The 23747-nt window shown below is 41.1% G+C and carries 21 protein-coding genes and 1 pseudogene; 10 read left to right on the top strand and 12 right to left on the bottom strand.

The features are described 5' to 3' along the window. Window positions 1-656, top strand: a pseudogene (locus JZO70_RS20355) (hypothetical protein); the annotation flags it as partial. A gap of 118 nt (window positions 657-774) precedes the next feature. On the opposite strand, the gene JZO70_RS20350 reads toward JZO70_RS20355, so the two are convergent. From JZO70_RS20350 to rplS, 4 genes are all read right to left on the bottom strand, one after another. Continuing rightward, window positions 775-2187 (bottom strand): glycoside hydrolase family 1 protein, encoded by a 1413-nt coding sequence (locus JZO70_RS20350; protein ID WP_207675529.1) that lies wholly within the window; start codon window positions 2185-2187, stop codon window positions 775-777. A 624-nt stretch (window positions 2188-2811) separates the two neighbouring features. Further along, window positions 2812-3465, bottom strand: a complete 654-nt coding sequence (locus tag JZO70_RS20345) for a winged helix-turn-helix domain-containing protein (RefSeq protein WP_207675528.1) — start codon at window positions 3463-3465, stop codon at window positions 2812-2814. A gap of 510 nt (window positions 3466-3975) precedes the next feature. Further along, a complete protein-coding gene (locus JZO70_RS20340; protein ID WP_207675527.1) occupies window positions 3976-9135 on the bottom strand; it encodes an LPXTG cell wall anchor domain-containing protein in 5160 nt (1719 codons plus the stop codon). Between the two features lie 1134 nt (window positions 9136-10269). Next, window positions 10270-10617, bottom strand: coding sequence for a 50S ribosomal protein L19 (rplS, locus tag JZO70_RS20335; RefSeq protein ID WP_207675526.1), 348 nt, complete (start codon window positions 10615-10617; stop codon window positions 10270-10272). 251 nt (window positions 10618-10868) lie between these two features. Between rplS and JZO70_RS20330 the strand changes: the two genes are divergently transcribed. Beyond that, window positions 10869-11363, top strand: a complete 495-nt coding sequence (locus JZO70_RS20330) for a cyclophilin-like fold protein (protein ID WP_207675525.1) — start codon at window positions 10869-10871, stop codon at window positions 11361-11363. 51 nt (window positions 11364-11414) lie between these two features. On the opposite strand, the gene JZO70_RS20325 is transcribed toward JZO70_RS20330, so the two are convergent. The 6 genes from JZO70_RS20325 to rpsP all read right to left on the bottom strand — a co-directional run bounded on the left by JZO70_RS20325 (window position 11415) and on the right by rpsP (window position 15463). Beyond that, the gene (locus JZO70_RS20325) at window positions 11415-12680 is read right to left on the bottom strand and encodes a TIGR00341 family protein (protein WP_207675524.1); all 1266 of its coding nucleotides are present in this window, start codon (window positions 12678-12680) and stop codon (window positions 11415-11417) included. Window positions 12681-12774: 94 nt separating this feature from the next. Next, window positions 12775-13509: a tRNA (guanosine(37)-N1)-methyltransferase TrmD gene (gene trmD, locus JZO70_RS20320; protein ID WP_207675523.1), complete on the bottom strand. Its 735-nt coding sequence runs from the start codon at window positions 13507-13509 to the stop codon at window positions 12775-12777. Further along, window positions 13499-14023, bottom strand: a complete 525-nt coding sequence (gene rimM / locus JZO70_RS20315; RefSeq protein ID WP_207675522.1) for a ribosome maturation factor RimM — start codon at window positions 14021-14023, stop codon at window positions 13499-13501. The genes trmD and rimM overlap by 11 nt, the downstream gene beginning before the upstream one ends. A gap of 20 nt (window positions 14024-14043) precedes the next feature. Next, on the bottom strand, window positions 14044-14850 hold the full coding sequence (locus tag JZO70_RS20310; RefSeq protein ID WP_207675521.1) for a hypothetical protein: 807 nt from the start codon (window positions 14848-14850) through the stop codon (window positions 14044-14046). A gap of 80 nt (window positions 14851-14930) precedes the next feature. Next, complete coding sequence (locus tag JZO70_RS20305) at window positions 14931-15176, bottom strand: KH domain-containing protein (protein WP_207675520.1); 246 nt, start codon at window positions 15174-15176, stop codon at window positions 14931-14933. 11 nt (window positions 15177-15187) lie between these two features. Further along, complete coding sequence (gene rpsP, locus JZO70_RS20300) at window positions 15188-15463, bottom strand: 30S ribosomal protein S16 (protein ID WP_207675519.1); 276 nt, start codon at window positions 15461-15463, stop codon at window positions 15188-15190. A gap of 171 nt (window positions 15464-15634) precedes the next feature. On the opposite strand from rpsP, the gene JZO70_RS20295 reads away from it, so the two are divergent. Beyond that, on the top strand, window positions 15635-16189 hold the full coding sequence (locus JZO70_RS20295) for an NADPH-dependent FMN reductase (protein ID WP_207675518.1): 555 nt from the start codon (window positions 15635-15637) through the stop codon (window positions 16187-16189). An 81-nt stretch (window positions 16190-16270) separates the two neighbouring features. Beyond that, complete coding sequence (locus JZO70_RS20290) at window positions 16271-16939, top strand: HAD family hydrolase (RefSeq protein ID WP_207675517.1); 669 nt, start codon at window positions 16271-16273, stop codon at window positions 16937-16939. Window positions 16940-16979: 40 nt separating this feature from the next. Here the strand turns inward: JZO70_RS20290 and JZO70_RS20285 are convergent, their stop codons facing one another. Beyond that, window positions 16980-17948: an NAD-dependent epimerase/dehydratase family protein gene (locus JZO70_RS20285; RefSeq protein WP_207675516.1), complete on the bottom strand. Its 969-nt coding sequence runs from the start codon at window positions 17946-17948 to the stop codon at window positions 16980-16982. Between the two features lie 146 nt (window positions 17949-18094). On the opposite strand from JZO70_RS20285, the gene JZO70_RS20280 reads away from it, so the two are divergent. After that, window positions 18095-19312: an AraC family transcriptional regulator gene (locus tag JZO70_RS20280; protein WP_207675515.1), complete on the top strand. Its 1218-nt coding sequence runs from the start codon at window positions 18095-18097 to the stop codon at window positions 19310-19312. Window positions 19313-19379: 67 nt separating this feature from the next. Here the strand turns inward: JZO70_RS20280 and JZO70_RS20275 are convergent, their stop codons facing one another. Further along, the gene (locus JZO70_RS20275; RefSeq protein ID WP_207675514.1) at window positions 19380-19946 is read right to left on the bottom strand and encodes a DNA-3-methyladenine glycosylase I; all 567 of its coding nucleotides are present in this window, start codon (window positions 19944-19946) and stop codon (window positions 19380-19382) included. Window positions 19947-20056: 110 nt separating this feature from the next. Between JZO70_RS20275 and JZO70_RS20270 the strand changes: the two genes are divergently transcribed. From JZO70_RS20270 to JZO70_RS20250, 5 genes are read left to right on the top strand one after another with little or no spacing between them, the layout of a single operon-like run. Then, a complete protein-coding gene (locus JZO70_RS20270) occupies window positions 20057-20443 on the top strand; it encodes a GntR family transcriptional regulator (protein ID WP_207675513.1) in 387 nt (128 codons plus the stop codon). Next, window positions 20440-21318 carry an ATP-binding cassette domain-containing protein gene (locus JZO70_RS20265; RefSeq protein WP_207675512.1) on the top strand — a complete coding sequence of 293 codons (879 nt, stop codon included), beginning with the start codon at window positions 20440-20442 and terminating at the stop codon, window positions 21316-21318. Before JZO70_RS20270 ends, JZO70_RS20265 begins: the two co-directional genes overlap by 4 nt. Before the next feature lie 15 nt (window positions 21319-21333). After that, window positions 21334-22536, top strand: coding sequence for an ABC transporter permease (locus JZO70_RS20260; RefSeq protein ID WP_207675511.1), 1203 nt, complete (start codon window positions 21334-21336; stop codon window positions 22534-22536). Window positions 22537-22557: 21 nt separating this feature from the next. After that, window positions 22558-23175, top strand: coding sequence for a VanZ family protein (locus JZO70_RS20255; protein ID WP_207675510.1), 618 nt, complete (start codon window positions 22558-22560; stop codon window positions 23173-23175). Between the two features lie 15 nt (window positions 23176-23190). Next, entirely contained in the window at window positions 23191-23709 is a 519-nt protein-coding gene (locus tag JZO70_RS20250; protein WP_207675509.1) for a VanZ family protein, read from the top strand. Window positions 23710-23747: the final 38 nt, after the last annotated feature.

Below are 23747 nucleotides of genomic sequence, written 5' to 3'. Positions count from 1 at the left end.
GCGTGCGGCGTTTTACGGAATTGGTTCGCTATATTTATCAGTCGACGACTCCGGTTTACGATGCGGAAGCACAAGAAGAAAAGACGGCGGAAACAATGGCTGAGACCGCGCCAGCTGTTGACCACCCGCTTCAACCACTGCTGGACCAAGCTTTGAAAGCCTTGGCACTGGTGAAGGCAAATAACGACCCGGATGCTGGTTCACTAATGGAGTCTCCAAATTATTTGAAAAATAATGTCTATGCAGGCAAAACATCGGAAGAAATTGCGGCGTATCTGTTTGATGACTTCACATTTTCACCAATGGACGATCCAGAGGCAATTCAAGAAAGAATCCTTTCAGCTTTAATTAGCGGTACAAAATTAAAAGATGCTCCGAACCCCTTTGATTCCTCTGGCAGCAAAACGGTGAAAACGCCGAAAGAACCAGACGATATTCCTAAAAATACGCAGCCAGAAAAACCGAAGAACAAAAAAGGAAAGTCGCTGCTAAATAAGCTCAATTACAATCGGAAGACCCACTTCACCAAAGAAAAGATTGAAGAACAATGGGCGGAAGAAAAAGACGCGAAAAAAATCAAGAAGGCGCTAGATAAAAAGAAACCCGGGAAGAAAAAACCTGGGAAGAAGAAACCTGGGAAGAAGAAACGGCGATAAGGACTGAGAACTCTTTCGGCAGTTTATTCTAATGGATAAACGCGGGAAAAATCAGGGAACAGCCTCCTAAAAAGCTGTTCCCTGATCATTATCGTGTCAAAATTTCTGTTGTATCCGTTTAGCGGACAGCGCCATTTGTCTCAATTACTTTTTTGTACCAGGTGAAGCTGTCTTTTTTAGAACGCTTCAAGCTGCCGTTGCCTGCGTCATCTTTATCTACATGGATAAAACCGTAGCGCTTAGCCATCTCACCGGTGCCGCCAGAGATTAAATCAATACAGCCCCATGACGTGTAACCGATTAGGTCAACACCATCTTGAATTGCATTATCCATTTCAATTACGTGCTTTCTGATGTAATCAATTCGGTAGTCGTCGTGAATAGAACCATCGTCTTCAATTTTATCGATAGCGCCTAAGCCATTTTCGACGACCATCAAAGGAATCTCGTAACGATCATATAGCTGATTTAAGGTATAGCGCAAGCCAATCGCATCCACTTGCCAGCCCCACTCACTGGTTTCCAGATGAGGATTTTTGACTCCGCCAAATAGATTCCCGCCAGTTTGATCTTCGCCTTCAGGATTGCCAGCGATACAGGTAGACATGTAATAAGAAAAGGTATAAAAATCAACCGTTCCTTTTTTCAAAATTTCCAAATCTTCTTGGGGAGTATCCAGTGTGATACCATGATCTGCAAAATACTTTTTCATGTAGAAAGGATAAGCACCCTTCACTTGAACATCACCACAGAAGAAATTCAACACTTGATTCATCTGCTGACAAGCCAGCACATCTTCTGGTTTGCAAGACAATGGGTACATGGTGATATAAGCCAGCATACAACCAATCTTAAATTCAGGATTAATCTCATGGCCTAGTTCAACTGCCTTCGCACTAGCGACTAACATATGGTGCAAAGCCTGATAACGACGATTGACGTCATCTACTCCATCAATGATCCCCAGCAAATGACGATTGCCCATCGGTAAAGTTCCAAAGTTGATTTCATTAAAGGTCAGCCAGTATTTGACTTTGTTTTTGTAGCGTTTAAAAAGCGTTTCGGCAAAATTCAAATAAAAATCAATCACCCGGCGATCCGCAAATCCATTATATTTTTCACCCAGATGGTAAGGCAGCTCGAAATGACTGATCGTCACTAAAGGCTCAATCCCATATTTGGCGCACTCATCAAACACTCGATCATAAAAGTCTAAACCAGCCTCATTAGGTGTCGACTCATCCCCTTTAGGAAAAATACGCGACCAGGCAATGCTCAAACGAAATACCTTAAAACCCATCTCGGCAAAAAGGGCGATGTCTCCTTGATAGTGATGATAAAAATCAATCGCTTCATGGCTTGGATAGTACTTATCTAAATCGATCACCTTGGTAAATTCACGCTGCTTATTCAAGTTGCCGCCCATTACATGATCAGGAATACTATCCCCTTTGCCATCAATATTCCAGGCCCCTTCACATTGGTTGGCAGCTGTTGCCCCGCCCCATAAAAAATTCTTTGGAAATGTCATGTTTTATCCTCCTAAAATCGTCCTGTCAGCAAGTTTTCTGACTTTGTCGCTTCCTACAATTATATCTTATAACTCAACTTTCCATTATCGTCTTTTGGCAGAATATTTAGAGTTTTTTAATGTTTTCCAGTATCACTTTTTTATCAAACGGTTAAAAATTCAAAGGAAAAAAGGCTGTGTCATAGTCATGTCTCAAAACAGCATTAAAATAGCCCGAGCGTCAGAAATCTAGTAGAGATTTTTGGCGCTCGGGTTATTTTTTATGTAGGTAGGGCTCCTGCTCGCTTCATTGCCGCTAGTTTCCTCATGTTTAGCACCATGACGAGAATAACTGTTTCATTTTTCACCTTCTCCAGTTTTAGATTCTGAAAGCAGTGTGCGTTGTTTTGCTTTAAAATACTCTAACGTGAGATTCACTTCAATGATTCGGACATTGCGCTTAAATCGCAGCTTCGTGGGCGGCCAAACAGATAAGGTTTGTCAATTCCCAATGTTTCTACCAATTCATTGATAAAGCAAGCAGCACTGTCCTTTTTTCGAAATAGGTTAACAACTCACGACTAAAGTCACGAGTTGTTAACCTATAAGTTTCTATTGTTACAATTGCAATTTATTGAATCAGCTCTAGACTAAACGATATCCTTTTCCCCAAAGGGTTTGTATATTGCTGTTATCAATCCCTACTTCTTCAAGTTTAATTTTTATATTTTTTAATATGCTGGAAGTTCTAGCAAGATTGGATTGTGTAACTTCAGACCAAATTGTTTCACAAATTTTTTCTCTAGACACAATATTCCCATTAGCCTCGCGCAAAATTTCAAAAACTATCTTCTCTTGTTTACTAAAAGGTAAAAAACCATTCAAATTATTACTACTTATAGTAGAGGGATCAATAAATTGTTTATTCAATAGGTTCACCTTGTTACGGTTAGTCTTTGATAATTTTTCTCTAAGGCTCTCTAGAGGTTCGTCCGGAAGAATCAAATCCTGAATTCTACTATCTTTATTCTCCAAAACATCAAGTGAAGATGAAGTTTTTCTATACAAAACATCCGAATAAAAGAATTTGTTTTTTAGCAGATCCTCCATTTCACCATCTGAAACCGTTTCACTGATTATAATGTTTTGAAAAAACTTAGTTACATTGTCATGCAAATTCTTTTCTTTAAATTTATTCAGTAAATCATGGCTGCAAAACACTTCATAACCCAGCATATTGAGTTTTTTTGTAAACTCCATTTCTGCAAGCAAACAGTTAGTCAAAATTAATACGTTCATATATACCTTTTCCTTTCAATGTTTTTACTAATACGACTTCAAACGCAATAGTTCTTATACATTTTGATTTTTAGAATTTGCTCATTTCTATTGTGATCCTTTGACGATTTAATAGGGTATCTTTGTCTGAACTTCGCAAAGGTGCCCCTTCGGATATCACTTAATGATAATTACTAGAAAATTTCAATCTGTATTCTTGATCACAAAAAACTCTAATTTACTAATCATTTTTTCCATAAAGATCAATCTGCATTTTAAAATACACTATTGGTATTACGACATTCTTTATTTTTTTGTGACAAAAAAGATAAAGAATACTGAGATACAAAGCGATCTGTTCAAAGAAAGTTTTAGGTTTAGAAAACAAGTGATTCCTATAAGGTTGGAAAGAACCTGGGCGGCACTTACGATAGGATCAAATGCACTTTTTAGAAACTAAATAAACGATTTTTCAAAAGGAACAGCGCAAACGATTGAGTTAAAATAGTTTGCGCTGCGATAGATTGGAGTCTATTTCTGAGTTCTGGATTTTTCTTCTTTTTGTTGTCGACGTCGATTGATACTAAAAATACCTAAGATACCTAGCAAACCCATTCCTAACTGTTGATACCAAGATGGATTTGATTCTGAGGTCTGTGGTAGCATTTGTCTATTGTTGTTGCTAACGTTCGGTTGTTGAACACTTGTCAAACTTAGTTTAGAATCAGTAGGCCTTCTAGAATCCACTGGCTCCGCTGGATCTACCGGCTCTTCTGGATCTACCGGTTCTTCTGGATCTACCGGTTCTTCCGGATCGACTGGTTCTTCTGGATCAACCGGCTCTTCTGGATCTACCGGTTCTTCCGGATCTACCGGCTCTTCCGGATCGACTGGTTCTTCTGGATCTACCGGCTCTTCTGGATCGACTGGTTCTTCCGGATCTACCGGTTCTTCTGGATCGACTGGTTCTTCTGGATCTACCGGCTCTTCCGGATCGACTGGTTCTTCTGGATCTACCGGCTCTTCTGGATCTACCGGTTCTTCCGGATCTACTGGCTCTTCTGGGTCAATCGGTTCTTCCGGATCTACCGGTTCTTCCGGATCTACTGGCTCTTCTGGGTCAATCGGTTCTTCCGGATCTACTGGTTCTTCTGGATCTACCGGTTCTTCCGGATCGACTGGCTCTTCTGGGTCAATCGGTTCTTCCGGATCCACTGGTTCTTCTGGATCTACCGGTTCTTCTGGATCGACTGGTTCTTCCGGATCTACCGGTTCTTCCGGATCTACCGGCTCTTCTGGATCTACCGGTTCTTCCGGATCGACTGGTTCTTCTGGATCAACCGGCTCTTCCGGATCGACTGGCTCTTCTGGATCAACCGGCTCTTCTGGATCGACTGGCTCTTCTGGGTCTACCGGCTCTTCCGGTTTAACTGGTTCCATAACTGGAGGATCCACGTTTGGAATTGGCGTAGGTTCAACCGGTTTGATAACCTCCTCTGGATTAGGAGCAATCGGCTCTACGATGTCAATATTCTCTTCCTCTTCATGAACAGTCTGATCGCCAGGTGTTTCTGGTGTCTCAATAGGTGTTGGATCAAACGGATCAACTGGCTCGATATCCTCAAAAGCTGGTGAATCATCAAAGTCTGGAGTAGGTTTCACTGGATCAACAACTTCACTGATAACATCATTTGGTCTAATTGGAGCTGTATTTCCTGTCGGATCAGGCACTTCAAATTTGACGTCTGTTACATTTGTTGTTGTTTCTAATCCTGGTAGATTAACAACAACTTCTGTTGGTGCTGCTGATGATATTGAATGAAGTTCAATTGGAGTAACAGGTTCAATTGGTTCAACAGTAGGAACGATTACATTTTCAACAATAGTTGCATCCATTTCTGGTGGACTAATTTTACCGTCAAATTCTTTAATTGCTACAGACTCTAGTTTATCGAGCATTGTTACTTGATCTGGTATTTTTGGCGAATATACTTCTACAGTTGGAAATTCTTTATTAATTGGCGTTAGTGTTACAGAGGCCTCTAACATCAAAGAAGGTCCTGGTTCAACATTAAAGCTCTGTTGATTTTGTTCAGTGTTAAACCCTCCTGTTTCTAAAACTGAAATCAAAGTAAAGCCTTCATATGCAGGATCACTAATGAACATCCATATTGTTTCAGGAGTAGCATCTAAATTAATGATACCTTGGTTAAATGCACGTATCAACTCTTGATGAGTACCATCCGTAGTCTCCTTAAATTTTTCAGTATAAACTTCCGCACTATTCCCGATTGCTCCATTTGCGATTGGGCTAATAGTTGAAATTTTGTTAATATCCGTCCCAACAATAGCACTATCCAAATCACTTAAAAATTTTGCTTTTTTTCCAGCCCAAGAAGCAATCTCCTTTTGAGCGAAGCTAGACCAGATTCTAATTTCTTCTTGTTGCATAGCTGCTTGTCTTTGATAAGCTTCTAACATAGCATTCCAAGTTTCTTGACTACTAATATCCGAAAATTCAGGACCTAAAAACGAAAAATCTAGCTCAACAGGATTGTTTTGAGCATCTCTTATTCGTATGCTTTCTGCAGTCAATGACCATTCCGTGGTAGTGGTTGCTGTTGTGATTTTCTTGCCATCAGGATTTGGATTGGCATTTTCGTTCATGATTGTATTCACGTATTCCTGATAATCTAGTCTAAGCTGCTTCATTAGTTTCACAACTTTACTATAGGCTTCTAGATTTTTGATACTTATGTCTCCATCTAATTCAGTAAAGACCTCTTCAGAAATCGTTAGAAAATCTGGGTCAATCACGACATTTGGTGGCAGATCAGTAGCGAGACCAGAAGCTTTATAATTTTTATAAGCAGTTTCGTAATCCAAGATGTCTTGTTTCGAACTTTCAAAAATTCTTTGAGAATTCTCTAACTCAGTTTGATACTCTTGATGCCATTCGTCAAATTCTGCTAAAACTCTAGTTAGTTCACCTTCCTCATCTTCGTTTCCAGTGACAGGTCCTTCAATATTCATTGGATTTTTTATTGGATAATTATCAATCACAGCATTCAAACTATCGAAAGCTTCCATTATACTATCTTTAGCTACATCTGCTTTTTCATACGCTTTAAGGACTTTCTGATACTGTGGCGAAATGGTTGTATCTTTATTGTATTCCTCAACTGCTGCTTCAGCTATATCATATAAGGCTTCCATTTCCCCATAACGTTTTGTGGCTTCTTCGTAAAGGCTCCTGACTTCTACCACATCTGGATTCTTATTAAATGCTTCAATAGCTATCAGAGCAGCATCATAGCGTATCTTCGCATTAGCTAAGGAAGTATTCAAATCATTTTCGTAATAGTCTTTTGCAGCGTTATATTTTTGTTCCAAGCCGTTGTTGTCGATTTCTGTTTTAATATCTTCAATCAAGCCTTCTAATATTGCTTTTTGTCCAGCTAATGCTGTGTAAAGCCTATCTGCTTCTTCGTACTTCTCCACAGCATCATTGTATTGAGTCTCCAACTTGCTGTTTTGAACCACTAACTCGTCATACAGGACCTTAACCCTTTGAAAGTCAACTCCTGCTTCTTCCACTTGAGCAATAACAGCTTGTCGCGCACTTTCAGCTATGCCTAACAGTCTGGTTACTTCATCAAATTGTGCAGAAACTGCTTGGTAGTTAGTCGTTGTACTTTCAAATGTTGTGCGCAAAGTAATCTTTTCCGCTTGGACAGCAGCTAATTCTTGATTTAACACTCCTAATTTTCCTTCTAGCTGAGTATAGGAAGTATTCAGTTCTGCTAAGTCAATTTCTAACGCTTCTTTATCTACTTTTAACCCATTGGCTTTAATCTGAGCAGTTTCATATTTGGCCATCGCATTTCTATAATCAGCTAGTGTTTTTTGATAATATTCATTCACAATCTCATAGTCTTCTTGACCAACAGCTAATTTATTTTTAGCTTCTTCATAAGCTGTTGCCAGGTCATCATGCAAAGCTGATACACGATCTTTTTCGATTGTTAATGTAGAAATTTCGTCCAACAGGCGTTCATGCTCCGTTTTCACTTGGCTATATTTATCGGAGGCATTCGTATATTTTATTTCCAATTCTTTGTAGCTTTGTTCGGCTAGAATCTTTTGAGTACTTAAGCCATCATATTCAGCTTTTAGATTCTGATATTGCGTTTCTAGCACTTGGAAATCGGCAGTTACTGTCTCAAAGTTTGCTTGTATTGGTAAAAATTCTTCTACTAGCCCATCGTAAGCGGCTTTGACCTGTTGGTACTCAGCTAATGTTTGGTCATAGAGCGCTTTGTTTTCAGTATAGGCTTGGTAAGCCGCTTCATATTCAACAGAGCCCTGCTCATATTGATCCAAAACTTTTTGAGCAGCATCTCGATTGTTTTGATAAATGGTAAGGTTACCTTCAAATGCTGTTAATTGGCTAGTATAGTTGTCTTTATTTTGCTCATAAGCGGCCTTAGCTGTTTGATAGGCTGTTACTCGCTCTTGATAAGTTGCTTTGGCTTGCTCATATTCAGTGGTTTTTGCTTCATAAGCCGGCAATAAATTATTGATTGCTTCAGTACTCGTCTGATAGGAGGTAACCGCTAGTTCATACTCTTGCTTTGCATTAATAAATTCATCTCTCAACTGATTATAAGAGGCGATTTCTGTATTATGATCAGCTATCAATTCATTTAGATTAGCCAGTTCGTTTAAATAAACATCCTTTTTCTCGTTGTATTCTGATTTGATTGCGTCGTACTCAGCCAGCAAATCCTGGTACTGATTTTGAATAGGTGTATACGCAGCTAAGCTTTCCTGATAGCTATTAGTTAGCGCTTCAACCTCATCATTAAGCGTTGTCAGCTCAGTTAGTGCTGTATTATAATTTGCCAGCGTGTCGTCATAGATAGCTTTCAGTTCATTGTATTGACCTAATTTCTCCTGATAATTTACTTGATTAAACTGATAGTCACCCAACAACTCATTATATCTTTGTATAGCAGCTTGGTAATTTACTTGGCTACTTTCGTAGTCTGCTTTGGCAATTTTGTACTCTGCTAATTTAGTATCATAGGTCGCTTTAGCAGCAAGATATGTCTGTTGTAACACGCTATCTATGTCAACTTGACTTTTTAGTTGATTATAATTATTCAGCTCTGTAAGATATTCACTTTCAGCTTGAATGAGCGCAATTTTTGCGACTTCATACGGTCCGACTAAATCTTCATAGTTTTTTTGGGCAGTTTTATAATCTGGTATTTTACCAGTATAATCATCGTTAATTTCATTAAATTCTTGTATTAATCCGTCATAGATAGCTTTGGCAGTAACATACTCTGCTTTTAAATTGTTGTAAGTGGTTTTGGCTAACTCTAAATTATCGACTTCATCTTTGTAACTATTTTTGGCAGTTTCTGCATCCTGAACCAAGGTATCGTATTCTGCTTTCCTACTCAAATAACTGTCTCTAGCTGTTTTATAATCTTCCTCAGCCTTTTTGTAAGCTGCTAATGCCGCTTCATAATTATTTGTGCGAGTTTGCTTTTCATTTTGACCAACTTGCTCTGTATGCGACTTTGCTACAGCGATCACATTGATTGGCGTACTCATTGCAAGCAATATCGTATTCGAGTAAAGCAACCATCTAAAAACTCTTTTTCCACTTTTCTTTTTCATCCTCTTTGACCCCTTTTCCGAAACTTTAGATTGTAGACTAACGTTTAAGTTTTAACAATAGAAATAAGATGTTTATTATTAGCAACAAAAGCAAAAATGCAGGTAAACATTTACAAAAAAACGACAACTTTTGATCTACACGCCACTACTCCATACAAGTTACAAAAATCGCAACAATATATGTAAATGTTACATAAAAAACTTTCGAATGATAAAAATTAAAATAATTTGACAAAATCACTCGTACGTTTTTTATTTTACTCTCAGTGATTAAAGCTATTAACTTGCAAATAAAAAGCCTTGACCATCCTGGTTACAGATTTAAGTCAGGTTCATATAAGCTTATTTAAATATCCCATCATGATTCTGCTATAAACGTTAGAATACGCACTTAATACACTAACTCACCATCACTTAAATTAACGTTTTAGTTATTATTTAGTTTTTCCAATTAAAGTTTATCAAACAACGGGGCTTATTACAAGCGGTTTTTGTAATATTATATCTAAATATTTTATAGAAAGAGGAATTTTTTTGAAGATTTATATCGAAGAGGTTGAAAATCATTTGAATATTACAGAATCAGAAGGTCAAGCTTAGTATATAACAAAATAAGTTCTTGATTTATTTATTAAAATGAATCTTTTGTAGTTGATCCGGATGACAGAGTTCGCCATCACAAAGACACTCTTAATACTGTGTTACAAGATATAAATGGTACTCTGGCAAAAATATCCAGCGTTTAAGTATTCTAGATATAAGAATACTTCTGATATCGCTTAATTTATGTATTGATTCAATTGCTAACGCAGGGTTATACTCCAAACGAAGTGATTGATAGTAAATCAGATAGTGACCAAATTCTTATATTTTTTTATGATTGTGATATTGAGAGGGAGAAAGATAGCGGACGATACTGTCGTAGAGTGACTTCCTTAGCTGTAAACAATATTTTTAAACCTCTAAAGGAAAAATTGAAGCAAGACATTGAAAACCGGTAGCACCTTGCCTCTTATTTGCCCCTCGGCTCGAATCATACTTTTCTAACAAACAACAATTAGTATTAAACATAACCGGTACCCAAAGAAAAAAGCCCTTGTTTCCAAGGGCTTTGGTACCATTCGATAATAATGATTAACGACGGATTTCTTTGATACGAGCTGCTTTTCCGTGTAATGCGCGTAGGTAGTACAATTTTGCACGACGTACTTTACCGTAACGAACTACTTCGATTTGAGCAACACGTGGTGTGTGTAATGGGAATGTACGTTCCACGCCTACACCGTTAGAGATTTTACGTACTGTATAAGTTTCGCTGATGCCAGCTCCACGACGTTTGATTACTACGCCTTCGAATAACTGGATACGTTCGCGAGTACCTTCGACAACTTTCGCATGAACGCGAACAGTGTCCCCAGGACGAAATGCTGGAATATCCGTACGTAATTGGTCTTGTGTTAGTTCTTGAATCAATGGATTCATTTTTATCATTCTCCTTATTCCCAAACATTCTTAAGGCCTGCGCCCCAGCGGAACATCGTAATAGTTGAGAGCTTTTCACTCACCAAGACATTGTAGCACAATCAAAATCTATCTGTAAAGACAATTTTCTTGTCATCCTGCTATATTTTCTTAAGTTTTCACTGCTTCTTCCTTTTTTACTGCAAAATGCTGCTTGACTTAATCTGAACATTAACTGCTAGACTAAAAACAGATCACTAAAGGAGGCAGACATGAATAAATTACTAACAGCCCTTTCTTTGCTTTTGGCCATCGTCTTTTTAGTCGGTTGCGGCAGTGAAGAAACAGCTTCAGAAAACCCTTCAGTTGCTTCAACTGAAAACCAGAAGGAGGAAACTACTATGGAATCAACCACACAAGCACGTCAAATCAGGATTCAATCAGGAGCAGATGCTATGATCTTTCAGCTCAACGACAGCACCGCAGCCAATGAATTGTACGAGCAGCTGCCGCTAACGGTGGAACTAGAGGAATTTGGCAGCAATGAAAAAATCTTTTATCCACCAGAAAAACTAAATACCGCCAACACGCCAAAAGCCGCTAACAAAATCGGCTGCCTGGCTTACTACGAACCGTGGGGCGACGTAGTTATCTTTTATGACAGCTTCTCAGCTAACGGCAGCTTATACGAATTAGGTGAAGTCGTGGCTGGCGAAGAATTTCTAGATGCTTTTTCTGGCAACGTAACGATTGAAGCAGTTGAGTAACTCACTCCATGAAATAAGCCCGTGACTTCAAGAGTTCGGGCTTGTTTGGCGTTAATCAGTCAAATTTACGGTGATATCTGAAGCGTCCTTCGTCAGCTTCTCTGCTGCTTCCATAATCGCCTGCCGATCTTCTTCGGTCACGTTCCCACTTGGGGTAACCTCGACAATTCCCGTTTCCTCTCCAGCTCTTGTTTCGCTGTTTCTTAATGTAATACTGGTAATTCGATTCGGGAATTCGCTAAACAGCTCCCGCTTAATCATTTCCTGCTGGCGGTTGATGGATTCGTTAGCAGCGGCACTGCTGAGAGGGCGAGTATCAGAAATACTTCGAGTCTCCTGCGCCTTTTCTTCTAAATAGCGGTCAATATCCTGCAAGCTTAAAGAATCACTATCCGCCACCTGCCTGACAACCAGTTGATAGTCATTTAAATTGTAGTTCGCCATTTCCGCCTGTAATTGCGCCACTTGCTCTTCTGACAGCTCGCTGCCGATGGTATCCACCACCAGCTCGTGGTTGTCACTGTCCACCTCCTGCTTCAGCACATAAAATGGTGTAAATTCCTGGGAAACAAAGCTTTGGGCATTTTGTTGGGCGACTTGCTTGCGCACCAATGTTCCAGCAGAGTAAATACTAGGAATCATAATCAGCAAGGCCAGCCCAATCATCAAATATTTCCGCTTCTTTTCCTCGTCCTTATTGACGACTTTGCGCTTAGACACCTGCAAAACCTGCACCACGATAAAGGCGGTAATCATAATGAAGGAGACATTTACCAAAAACAAATAAGCCGCTCCAAAGAAAAAGCTGGCATCGCGTTCGTAAAGACCATACCCCATCACGCACAACGGCGGCATCAAGGTAGTCGCAATCGCCACTCCGGGAACAATGTTGTTGGGTTCTTTTTGCCGGGCACCGATCATTCCGGCTACTCCCCCGAAAACCGCAATAATCGCATCCCAAATCGTCGGCTGGGTGCGGGAAATAATTTCAGCGCTGGCATAAGTAATCGGCGACAATAGAAAATAAATGGCCGCAGCCACAATCGCAAATCCCGCTTCCAGCAGCAACAGCTTCAAGGCCTTCGCCGTCAACCGAGCATCAAAAGTAGCCAAGCCCATACCTAAGCCCTGAACCGGCGCCATGATAGGCGATATCAGCATGGCACCGATCACGACTGGCTGGGAGTTCATGTTTAGGCCGATTGAAGCGATTACAATTGCGCACACCAAAATCATGATGTTTTCCTTTTTCGGATAAATCCCGTCATAAATTTTATCGTATAATTCCTGATTGGTTAGAACTGAACTCTCCTTCATACCAATTCCTCCTCCTTTTGCACCTTCTTTCCTTTAATTTTAGCAAAAAAGATCAAATGACTAAAAAAATATGATTAGTCATTTGATCTCTAGATTAGTTTTCAGCTTTGATTTCGTCCAGCATTTTTTTCATTTGATCGGTTAATTCCAGCTTCGCCAACATATCGGGACGGCGCTGATAAGTTCTCCGCAAGGATTCCTTCAACTGCCATTCCTCGATTAAACGATGGTTGCCGTTCATCAAGACTTCTGGTACCTTCATGCCGTTGAATTCTGCTGGCCGGGTATACTGCGGGTGCTCCAGCAAGCCGGTAGAATGGGAATCGGTTTTAGCAGAAGTTTGGTTTCCCAAGACTTCCGGCAATAAACGCACGGTAGCATCGATCATCACCATCGCCCCTAGTTCGCCCCCTGTCAGGACATAGTCCCCTAAGGATACTTCGTCGGTAACCATGGAGCGAATCCGCTCATCGTAGCCTTCGTAGTGTCCACAGATGAATACCAGCTGATCTTCGTTGGCAAATTCCTCTGCCATCTTCTGATCAAAGGGTTTGCCAGCAGGATCTAACAAAATCACCCGCTTGCGCTGTTCACCGGTTTCTTCTTCAATCGCTTTTAAACTATCGTGAATCGGTTGCACCTTCAACAGCATGCCAGCACCGCCACCATAAGGATAATCGTCTACCTGCTGATGCTTGTTGTCGGAGTAATCGCGAAAATTGTGGATATTGATCTCCAATAAATCCTTTTCCACCGCTTTGCCGATGATGGATTCCCCCATCGGGCCTTCAAACATCCGCGGAAACAATGTCAGTACATCAATCCGCATCGTCCAACAATCCTTCCGGAACTTCCACGTACACCTTGCCGGCATCCAGATCAATTTCTTTTACTACCGATTCGATATATGGAATCAAGGCATCTTTTTTGTTTTTGCGTTTCACAGTCCAAACATCGTTGGCTCCGGTAGCAAGAATTTCAGTGATCTTGCCTAACTCCCGGTCTTTTTCATCAATCACCGTTAAACCGATGATTTCATGGTAGTAATATTCGTTTTCTTCCAATTCACCCATTTGATATTCTGAAACCTTCAAAATACCGTCGCGAAGAGGCTCTACCATATTGATGTTGTAGTAGCCTTCGAAGGTCAGTAAATCAAAATTCTTGTGTTGGCGATGACTAGCAATCGTCAGCTTCAACGGTGATTTGCCTTCTTGGAATAAATATAAGGTTGCCCCTACTTGGTAACGTTCTTCTGGAAAATCGGTTTGTGAAATCACGCGAACTTCTCCTTGGATGCCGTGTGTATTGACAATTTTCCCCACTTCATAATAATTAGTCACTGCTTTTTCCCCATTCTTTCTTATTGATTCATGGAAACAGCCATTTGCAGGCTGCTTAATGCATCGGTGTGCATGATTTTATATACGGTGTTGCCCACTTGCCAGGCAACCACATTGCTTTCGTAGCCGCCAGAAACTGCCGATAAGCTAATTTGTCCGACATCCTGCGGTACTGGTAAAAAGGCCGTTTCTAAATATTCAACGACTTGTTGCGCGGTTGGCACTGGATCTTCGCCGTTGATATTGCTGGCTTGAACACCGAGATTCCAATTGCCCTCCTGCCACTCTAAGAAGCTGGAGCCGGCACCAGATTGACGATAGCCGGTAATGCCATAGCCTAAATCAGTTGCCTGGCCATCGCCATCAAAAGATGGAGCGACCGCATCGCGAGCTTCATCAGCTGTTGCATAGGTAGTCTTTTGAAATTGAGCGATCGGCGTCTGGTTTTGCAGCTGCGGATCGTTTAACGGCAATTTACTGTCAGTATTATAGTAGGAAACAATCAATCCGTTGTCTTGCTCTTGGACCGCCATCGAAATGTTTTGTGCGGCACCGACTGCTGAGACAGCTGGAAGTTGCTCGTTAGGATAAGTTTGTTGCAGCTGCGAGTCGGCCGAATTATCTACCGGTGCGCTGCTTGAAGCAGTCGTCGATTGCGACGTAGACTCCTTAGTAGAACTGCTAGCCGAATCCTTGCTCTGACTGGTGCTGCTGGATGAGCTGACACTGCTTTCTTGGGTACTTGAAGATTCATTAGAAGATGAATTACCGCCGCCGCAAGCTGCCAGCAGCAATAATGCACCAATTAACACGAGATATTTTTTCATGTTGGATTCCTCCTTTGTTTCTTCTATCGTACTACAAAAACAAAAAACACTCGAATCCTAAGACACGAGTGTTTTGTAAATTATTTGCCATCTACAATATTGAGACGAACTTTTTTGGGTCCATCTGTCCGAACGCTGTACACGATTGTACGAATCGCTTTAGCTACTCGTCCTTGCTTCCCAATAATGCGACCGATATCTTCAGGTGCAACGGTTAAGTTGTACTCGAAGAAATCTTTCGACTCGTTGATTTCTAATTTCACTTCATCTGGTTTGGTAACCAAAGGATGAACAATGGTTAACACAAGTTTTGACAAATCTTGCATAGTTGTCCACCTTATTTCTTAGTGAATTTAGCTTCATGATGTTTTTGCATGATTCCTTCTTTAGAAAGAATGTTGCGAACTGTATCAGAAGGTTGAGCACCTTTTTGTAACCAGTCTAAAACATTTTCTTCTTTTAACACGACTTCTGCAGGGTCTTTCAAAGGATTGTAAGTACCTACAGTTTCGATAAAACGTCCATCACGAGGAGAACGAGAATCAGCAACAACAATACGGTAAAAAGGTTTCTTTTTAGAACCCATACGTTTCAAGCGAATTTTAACTGCCATTTATTATTACACCTCCATTTAATTAATCACAAGACGTAGTTTATCACGCTTTTGCGACCCTGTAAAGAGTTTTTTCTTTACAGGGTAAAAAAAGTGCCGAGTCGTATCATTTGTCTTATTTACTTATTTTTTGTAAGATAAATATGTACTCAAATAAAGGAGGATTTATTTATGACAAAAAAAATCGGTATCTTAGTGGGCAGCTTGCGTAAGGATTCATACAACAAGATTATTGCCAAAAAATTTGCGGAACTATTACCTGAAGGCTATGAAGCAGCTTTCATTAAAATCGATGATTTACCACTTTACAATGAAGACTTGGACGTTGAAGGAAGTATTCCTAGCGAATGGACTCGTTTCCGTAACGAAATGAAAGAAGTAGAAGGTGTTTACTTCTTCACACCAGAATACAATCGTTCTGTACCAGCAGCTTTGAAAAATGCGTTAGATGTTGGCTCTCGTCCAATGGGCGACAGCGTTTGGGGCGGCAAACCTGGTTTAGTCGTAACAGCATCTCCTGGCGGCCCTGGCGGATTCGGTGCTAACCACCACTTGCGTCAATCATTAGTATTCTTGGATGTTCCTACTTTGCAACAACCAGAAGCTTATATCGGCGGCGTAATGAACTTAATCGACAACGACGGCAACGTGGTTGACGACACAGTGAAGTTCTTCAAAATGATCACTGATAAATATATTGAATTCTTTGAAAAATTAGTTAAATAATTTTTCCTCAGCCAGATTGCGAGAAATTCTCGTAACCTGGCTTTTTTCTTGTATAATAGAAGTAACTGAGGAGGGATTTCTATGCAGGGCGTTGTATTTGATTTTAATGGAACATTATTTCGAGATTCAGCCTACCATGAAACAGCTTGGCACACCTTTATTTCTCAGGAAACCGATCGTGTGTTAACCAAGCAGGAATTTGAGCACCATGTCCATGGCGTAAACAACCACGGAGCCTTAGAATATATTTTCAATAAAAAACTAGACAAAAAAACGGCGGACGAACTGGCCGAACGCAAAGAAAAAATTTATCGGGATATGGTGGTGGCCTTAGATAGCGGCAACGAACTAGTGGAAGGTGCCGAGGAATATTTGGACTTCTTAACCGAACGCAAGATTCCGATTACTATTGCTACTGCATCCATGAAAAACAACGTGGATTTCTATTTTGACTTTTTCAAATTAGACCGCTGGTTCGACTATGACAAAGTGGTTTATAATGACGGCGATGTACCAAGCAAGCCGGCGCCTGACTTCTATCTGCTGGCGGCGAAAAACATCCAGTGCCCGCCAGAAGAAGTGATCGTTTTTGAAGACTCCGTTTCCGGCATCCGCTCGGCCTTTAGCGCCAAAGTCGGTGCCATTTGGGGCGTCTCCACTGACGGCAACAATAAAATGCTGCTGCAAAGCGGTGTCTTAGCCGGTGTGATTGACGATTACCACGACAAACGTATTTATGAACAATTTTAGGCATTGATCAAGTGATCAATGCCCTTTTTTATTGCTTGTATTATAGACAAGCCTTTAACGTTTCTTTAATTGAGGCCACCACATCATCTTCTTGATAACCTAAGACCGGCATCGTTTCTTGCGGATCAATATACAAATCCTCCACTTGCATGCGAGAGCTGACTTCAATATGGATCCCATGCTCCAGACCCTCTGCGGCCGCCTGCTGATCCACTTGCCGATAGATCTCCACCATACTGTCAAACTCAACAATTGGCAGCTGGGTGGTCTCCGTTTGACCTAACGCCTCCACCATTAGTTGATAAAAATCGCGGTATTTCATGTTGATGCCGCTAATCGCATAGGAAGTCCGATGGGTGCCATTTTCAACAGCCCCCAAAGCGGCTTGGGCCACTTGCTGCACCGTAACCATCGCCGTTCCACCGGCTAAAGTGGGATAAACCGCTTGGCCCTTGATTTGATCCATAAACATTTTCCATAACGGCGTCCGCCCAGGCATCGTGCCAAAAATATACGGCAAGCGCAAGCTGGTCACGTCCATCGCCCCTTCACCTTCCGCAAAAGCCACCTGTTCTTGTAAAAGCCGAGTATTAGGATAAGCTTGTTTACGCAGTTCAAATTCCGGCAGCCGTTCAGCGAATTCAGCAAAATACGAACCAAACACCACAAATTTCTCCACGCCGGCTTCTTTAGCTAAACGTGCTGCCCGTTGCGTCGGCAAAACATTGGCTTCATAGAAAAATTTCAGCGCTGGACTAGCCGGAAGCGCCCGTTCATCAGCACCTGCCGCATAGATAAAGGCATAACACTCGTTTAATTCTGCGATCATTTCATCATCGGTCAGGGCGAAAAAGTCTCCTAATTGGCAATCCACTTCGGCTGGCATGATTCCTTCTGCTGGCAGCGGCGGCAGCGCCATTGTCTTAACTGCATAGCCTCTTTTCAAGGCTTCCTTCATGGTGTAATAGCCTAAAAATCCTGTACCACCTAAAATAAAAATTTTCTTCATGGTGTTTTCCCCATTTCCTATTTGTGATTATACTCACATTATATAAGCGTTTCCAATAGATAGAAAGGGCATTTTCTGACAAAACACTAACACTTCATTGTTTATGGGTTATACTAAGCTTAACAGCTAAAGAAAAGGAGCTCACCATGGACTACACAAATGAGTTAATCCCCTACACCAGCGTTGACTATTACCGGGAAAATCTGAAAAGCGATGAAGTTGTGATTGAATTCTTTCAGCTGGAGCAGGAAACTCCTCCCAGCAGCCATGACAATGTACTTTTTATGTACGCCACCGCCGGAGAAGCGATTCTAGAAATTAATGGACAAACCATCTCCTTCAAAAAAGGCCAGCTCATCCTGGTGATGTCCTATCATATTTTCAAGCTAAAGCCGATTTCTCAAGTTGGCTTTAGTTATTACCAATGCCAGTTTTCTATCGGCTTATTACTGTTGTCAAATACCAGTAAATCTACCTATCACGAAAGTCTAAGCGAATTGGATCGCGATATTCCCCTGGTCTCTTTACTGCCGGAAGAGCAAATTGAAATGGATCAGCTTTGTAAAAAACTACTTAATCAACAAGCTGACGCTTTGCCTTGGGCCAATGATTTGCGCATCCTGTCGGCGATCACTTCGGTCGTTTATCTCTTTTTAACCAGTCTTGTTCGTCGGGAAGAAAAAAAGCAAGCCCCGATGAATTCGCCTTGGCAATTGCTGCAATATTTGCATTTCCATCATCAAAAAAATTTGACCATTGAAGACCTAGCATCTGAATTCCAACTCAAACCAGCTGATGTTTCACTCCAGCTTAAGCAGCTGACCAAACTCAGCTTTGCCCAAAACCTAAATCGCGTGCGGATCATTAATGCTACCGCTTTATTAGAATTCAATGCCTTGTCCGTCAATCAAATTGGCCGCATCGTTGGTTTTCAAAGCGATGCCTACTTCTATCGAGAATTTAAAAAGGTTCACCAGCAAACACCGCAAGCTTACCGGAATTCATTTTTTCCTCAGTATGGCACCTGGGTGGAGGATGATAGTTACGATATTTATATGTACATTTACGAAAATTACCGCCAACCTATAACGATTGAAAAGATTGCTAAAGCTTTGTCCATCACCCCGAAACGGGTCACTCAATTAGTGACAAACAATTTTCACCTAAGCGTCACCGAATTAGTCACTCGCCTGCGCTGTACTAGCGCTCGCGGTCTAATGCTCAGCACCGACTTACCTTTGAATCAGATCTCTGAAGCTGTGGGTTTTAATGACACCAAACAATTTCGCCGCTATTTTACAGCTTACTATCACCAGACACCCAAAAAGTATCGTGAAGCTTACAGACAAACATTTCCAAACTAAAAAATGTCCACTTCACCGAAAGCTCTAGGCAATTTCGGTGAAGTGGACATTATTTTTACGACTAAATCTAAACCTCTTTCACCTCATCATGGCGAAAACAGGTCAGCTCATGATCATTCAGCATCCCCACGGCCTGCATAAAAGCATAAATCGTGGTGCTGCCAACAAATTTAAAGCCCCGCTTTTTCAAATCCTTAGCTAAGGCATCCGACAGCTCGTTGGTGGCAGGAATTTCTTCCGCAGTTTTACGTTGACCATCTACTGGTGTACCATCAACAAAGCTCCACAAATACTCCGAAAAGCTGCCCACCTCTTCTTGAATTTTTAACACCAGCTGAGCATTGCTGACTGCTGCCTCAATTTTGCGGCGATAGCGGATAATTCCTTCATCCTGCATCAGCTCTTCTATCTTCTGCTGATCAAAAGCTGCCACCTTTTTAATATCAAACCCTTCATAGGCTCGGTCAAAATTCTCCGACTTATTCAAAATTGTTTGCCAGCTTAAGCCGGCCTGATTCATATCCAACACTAACTTGCGAAACAACCGTTGATCGTCGTATTCCGGAACTCCCCACACTGTATCGTGGTAAATTTTCATTTTTTCATTGTCTTGTGCCCATGCACATCGTTCCATAGTTCTCACCTCGTTGGCTTCATTGTACCAAAAATTTCTTAAAAAAGATTGCATTTACAAAGTGTACTACGTATACTAGTACACATAAAGACAGTGAAAGGAGGCGCCCTATGGTTACTATTAATAAAAGCGGGAATAAGGCTTATTATGAACAGCTGGTTCTAGGAATCAAGGAAGATATTCTCCAAGGCATCCTGCAGCCAGGCGACCGGATTCCCTCCGTACGGGAGATGGCCAAGCAGCTGTTGATGAATCCCAACACCGTCAGTAAAGCCTACAAGGTGCTGGAGGCTGAACAAGTCCTAGTTACGGTCAAAGGCAAAGGCACTTTTGTTCGCGACAGCGGCACCCTGCCCCGCAATGAAATGCGGATTCAGCAGCTGCGGGAACAATTCGACGATTTAGTGGTTGAAGCCCGTCATTTGCAGGTCACCTCACAGGAAATCATCGACTGGGTACAGGCATCGGAAGAAAAGTTAGGAGGTCATGGAGAATGATCGTAGAAGGATTAAGCAAAACAATTAACCAACAACCCGTTTTAGAAAATATATCGTTTCAGCTAGCCGAAAGTGAATTAGTCGGCTTAGTCGGCCGCAACGGCTCTGGTAAGACTAGTTTGTTTCGGATCATCGCTGGACAATACCTGCCGGATGCCGGCGACATTCAAATCAATCAGCAGTCGATTTATCAAACACCGGGCTTAAAAGAGCAGATTTTCTTTATCGACGAAAAAGAAAACTTCCTGCGGGGCTATTCACTAAAAAAGATCAATGCTTTTTATCGGGCCAGCTATTCGGCCTTTGATCAGGATCTTTTCCTGCAATTGATCCAGCAGCACGAATTGTCCTTACATGCCAGCTATCGGCAATTATCCAAAGGAATGCAAGGTTTGTTCCAAATGATTTTAGCGATTTGCTCCAATGCGACTTATCTCCTGCTGGACGAGCCCTTTGATGGCTTGGACGTAATTGTTCGCAAACAGGTCATCGGTCTATTGCTGGAGCATTTAAGCGAAAATAACCGCACGGCTCTGATCGCTTCTCATAATTTGAATGAGTTGGAAAGCTTGATTGATCGCGCCCTTTTGTTAAAAGGACAGACGATTACCAAAGACTACCGTTTAGAAGATATGCGGGAAACCGCCAAGAAAATGCAGCTGGTCTTCAAAACCAAAAAGATTCCAGCCGTTGTCAAAGAAAATTCCAAGCTGATCGATTTCCAAGGCCGCGTGATTACCGCCGTGTTTGAAAACTTCACGCCAGAATTAGCCGCTGAAATCAAAAGCCATGATCCATTAGTCTTCGAAGAACTGCCTCTATCACTGGAGGATTTGTTTGAAGCCAATTTAAAACCAAAACGGAAACTATTGTAGAAGGGAGTTTATCCAATGCTTAAAGCCATTTATTTAGAACGCTACAAAAAACCATTGATTGCTTTGTGTTTAGTCATTATCGGCATTTGTCTGCTGAATGCGAAACTCCAAAGTGATCATTGGCATTCGATGCATACACAATATACAGAAAATAGAGAGTTCAAACAGAATGTTGCAGAGTATCGCGATCAATATACCTATTTTGATCCTTCTTCCCAAACCAATAAAGCTTATGATAGCTATGAAGAGTTTGTAAATGCCAACCTATACTTTTATAGACCAACTTCTGATCAGTATAATCCAGCAAATTTGCCGGAAGCCACCGATTACGATCAGAAGGAGAATTACACTGCCGACAATACCAGCAACTTCCCTTTTCTATTTTTACTGGTTCCATTAATCGGCTTTTTACTCTTTTTCGTTGATGCCAAAACGGGTTTTAATCACTTTCTGTTTTCCCTGCCGATTTCTCGCAAGGAAATATTTGGTAAAAAGCTGTTGTATCTGGGCGTACCAATCCTGCTGTCCGTATTAGTTGGACAAGGTCTGTATGCTCTCTTGATCCATTCTTTGATCCCGGCACCTTATATGAATGCCACACTGGGGCAGCTGTTTGCTTCGGTCATTAGTTACTTCTTCACGATGGTTGGGCTGTTTAGTGCCAGCGCCTTTGTGGGATCAATGGTCGGTAACATTGTGTTCGGTCCGCTAACTTGGTTTGTTTTTTGGCTCCTTATGTTATCAATCCCTGACACCATTTATACGGTTTTAGATATCATCACCTTAAGAAATGGGAACGCACCATCTGTTTCCCACAATTTATTTATTACTTTCATTGGAAAAAATGGCGGCTATTGGTGGATCAGCCTGCTGATTTGTTTAGCCAGCGGCCTCCTGCTTTTTTGGAGTTATCGCAAGTATCAGACCATTAGTTTAGAAAATGACGGCAGCTATTTACTGAATAAAGAATCCCGCTGGCCGGTTTGGATTTTCATGACCCTCTTTAGTTCGGCTATTTTGGGGACTACTCTTTTCAGCCCTTGGCATAATTACTACATGAATCACTTTATCGGTGAACCCGTTTCAATTTGGGACCCAATTAACAGTTCATTAATCATTCTTGCAGTCTTAGGACTTCTAAGTTTTACTTTAGTCTTCTTTTCCGATATCAAAAGAAAACTGCAGCAACGAAAAACCGCCATCCTCAGTAAACAATAAGCGGCGAAGAGGTGAAATCTCATGATCATAAATCTATTATTCAATCTTTACTTGCCACTCTGTGTCTTTCTGCCATGCTTAATTTTTCAATGGTACTTTTTAAGGAAGGACCAGCAGCGAGAAACGGTTCCACTTTCTAGTATGATCTGGCGTTTTTTATTTATTCTTTATCTCTATCTCGTCATTGAAACGACCGGTGTCGGCACTTTTTGGGACTTTCTACGTTATCCCGAAACCATCCGCCCAGAAGAAATCAACTTGATTCCCTTTGTAGCGGGCGGACTGCTTACCCGTATACTGAACGCCTTTATGTTTATGCCACTAGGCTTCTTGCTGCCTTATATTTGGCAAAGATTTCGCCGCTTTCTGCCGGTGGTCGGGTTAGCTGCCAGCTTTTCCTTTACGATTGAAATTTTACAGGTGTTTAATCGGCGCGTTTCGGATATTGATGATCTGCTGATGAATACGCTAGGCGCCTTTTTAGGCTTTCTAGTTTGGCAGCTATGGCAGAAATTCGCGAAAAAAAGCAGCAAAGACATCCAAGCATTAGGCAAAAACGAAGCCGCGGCCTACATTTTTCTTAGCTTAGCCAGCGTGTTCTTCTTGTACAATTGGTGGTTTTTCCTGCGCTTTTTATAACTGGAGGTGACAGACGTGAAAACTCAAAAAAGCGGACGTATCCTGCTAGTTGTTTATTTGCTGGTTTTAGTTTGGATTTTGCTTTTTAAACTCGCCTTCTCATGGTCAGATTTACAAGGGATTCTTAACAATGGACGCAGTATTAATTTGATCCCCTTCCAAGCCTCCGCTATTGTTAACGGCAAAATTAGTTTGACGGAAATTTTCTACAACTTTGTGGTTTTTCTTCCCTTTGGCGGACTGCTGGGAATTGCCGTAAAGAACCGCTCCTTTTTAAGCAAATGTTTCTTGATCGCAGGCTTTAGTTTAACGATCGAAGTTCTGCAATTTATCCTAGGTGTGGGTGCAACGGACATAACCGACTTACTTGTAAATACCGCTGGAGGAATTACTGGTTTATTGATCTATCAATTGTTACGACGAATTTTTTCCGAAACAAAATTAGATCGCTTCCTAACCATTTTAGGCACTATTCTTTTTATCCTCTGCTTAGGATTTATCCTCTTCATTATGATTTACAACATGATCTTGTAATAACAAAAAGAACAGCGTTGCGAGTCATGTATCTACTC

This window comes from Candidatus Enterococcus moelleringii (genome assembly GCF_017377575.1).
GTDB lineage: Bacteria > Bacillota > Bacilli > Lactobacillales > Enterococcaceae > Enterococcus_A > Enterococcus_A moelleringii.
The sequence above is the reverse complement of the archived record's forward strand: the minus strand, read 5'-3'. Positions and strand labels throughout refer to the sequence as shown.

Coding starts and splice junctions, on each gene's coding strand:
- rpsP (WP_207675519.1), bottom strand. CDS start 15,463: ATGGCAGTTAAAATTCGCTTGAAACGTATGGGTTCTAAAAAGAAACCT.
- JZO70_RS20340 (WP_207675527.1), bottom strand. CDS start 9,135: ATGAAAAAGAAAAGTGGAAAAAGAGTTTTTAGATGGTTGCTTTACTCG.
- rplS (WP_207675526.1), bottom strand. CDS start 10,617: ATGAATCCATTGATTCAAGAACTAACACAAGACCAATTACGTACGGAT.
- trmD (WP_207675523.1), bottom strand. CDS start 13,509: ATGCGGATTGATGTACTGACATTGTTTCCGCGGATGTTTGAAGGCCCG.
- JZO70_RS20310 (WP_207675521.1), bottom strand. CDS start 14,850: ATGAAAAAATATCTCGTGTTAATTGGTGCATTATTGCTGCTGGCAGCT.
- JZO70_RS20350 (WP_207675529.1), bottom strand. CDS start 2,187: ATGACATTTCCAAAGAATTTTTTATGGGGCGGGGCAACAGCTGCCAAC.
- JZO70_RS20285 (WP_207675516.1), bottom strand. CDS start 17,948: ATGAAGAAAATTTTTATTTTAGGTGGTACAGGATTTTTAGGCTATTAC.
- JZO70_RS20295 (WP_207675518.1), top strand. CDS start 15,635: ATGACAAAAAAAATCGGTATCTTAGTGGGCAGCTTGCGTAAGGATTCA.
- JZO70_RS20305 (WP_207675520.1), bottom strand. CDS start 15,176: ATGCAAGATTTGTCAAAACTTGTGTTAACCATTGTTCATCCTTTGGTT.
- JZO70_RS20265 (WP_207675512.1), top strand. CDS start 20,440: ATGATCGTAGAAGGATTAAGCAAAACAATTAACCAACAACCCGTTTTA.
- JZO70_RS20275 (WP_207675514.1), bottom strand. CDS start 19,946: ATGGAACGATGTGCATGGGCACAAGACAATGAAAAAATGAAAATTTAC.
- JZO70_RS20255 (WP_207675510.1), top strand. CDS start 22,558: ATGATCATAAATCTATTATTCAATCTTTACTTGCCACTCTGTGTCTTT.
- JZO70_RS20345 (WP_207675528.1), bottom strand. CDS start 3,465: ATGAACGTATTAATTTTGACTAACTGTTTGCTTGCAGAAATGGAGTTT.
- JZO70_RS20280 (WP_207675515.1), top strand. CDS start 18,095: ATGGACTACACAAATGAGTTAATCCCCTACACCAGCGTTGACTATTAC.
- JZO70_RS20260 (WP_207675511.1), top strand. CDS start 21,334: ATGCTTAAAGCCATTTATTTAGAACGCTACAAAAAACCATTGATTGCT.
- JZO70_RS20330 (WP_207675525.1), top strand. CDS start 10,869: ATGAATAAATTACTAACAGCCCTTTCTTTGCTTTTGGCCATCGTCTTT.
- JZO70_RS20270 (WP_207675513.1), top strand. CDS start 20,057: ATGGTTACTATTAATAAAAGCGGGAATAAGGCTTATTATGAACAGCTG.
- JZO70_RS20290 (WP_207675517.1), top strand. CDS start 16,271: ATGCAGGGCGTTGTATTTGATTTTAATGGAACATTATTTCGAGATTCA.
- JZO70_RS20325 (WP_207675524.1), bottom strand. CDS start 12,680: ATGAAGGAGAGTTCAGTTCTAACCAATCAGGAATTATACGATAAAATT.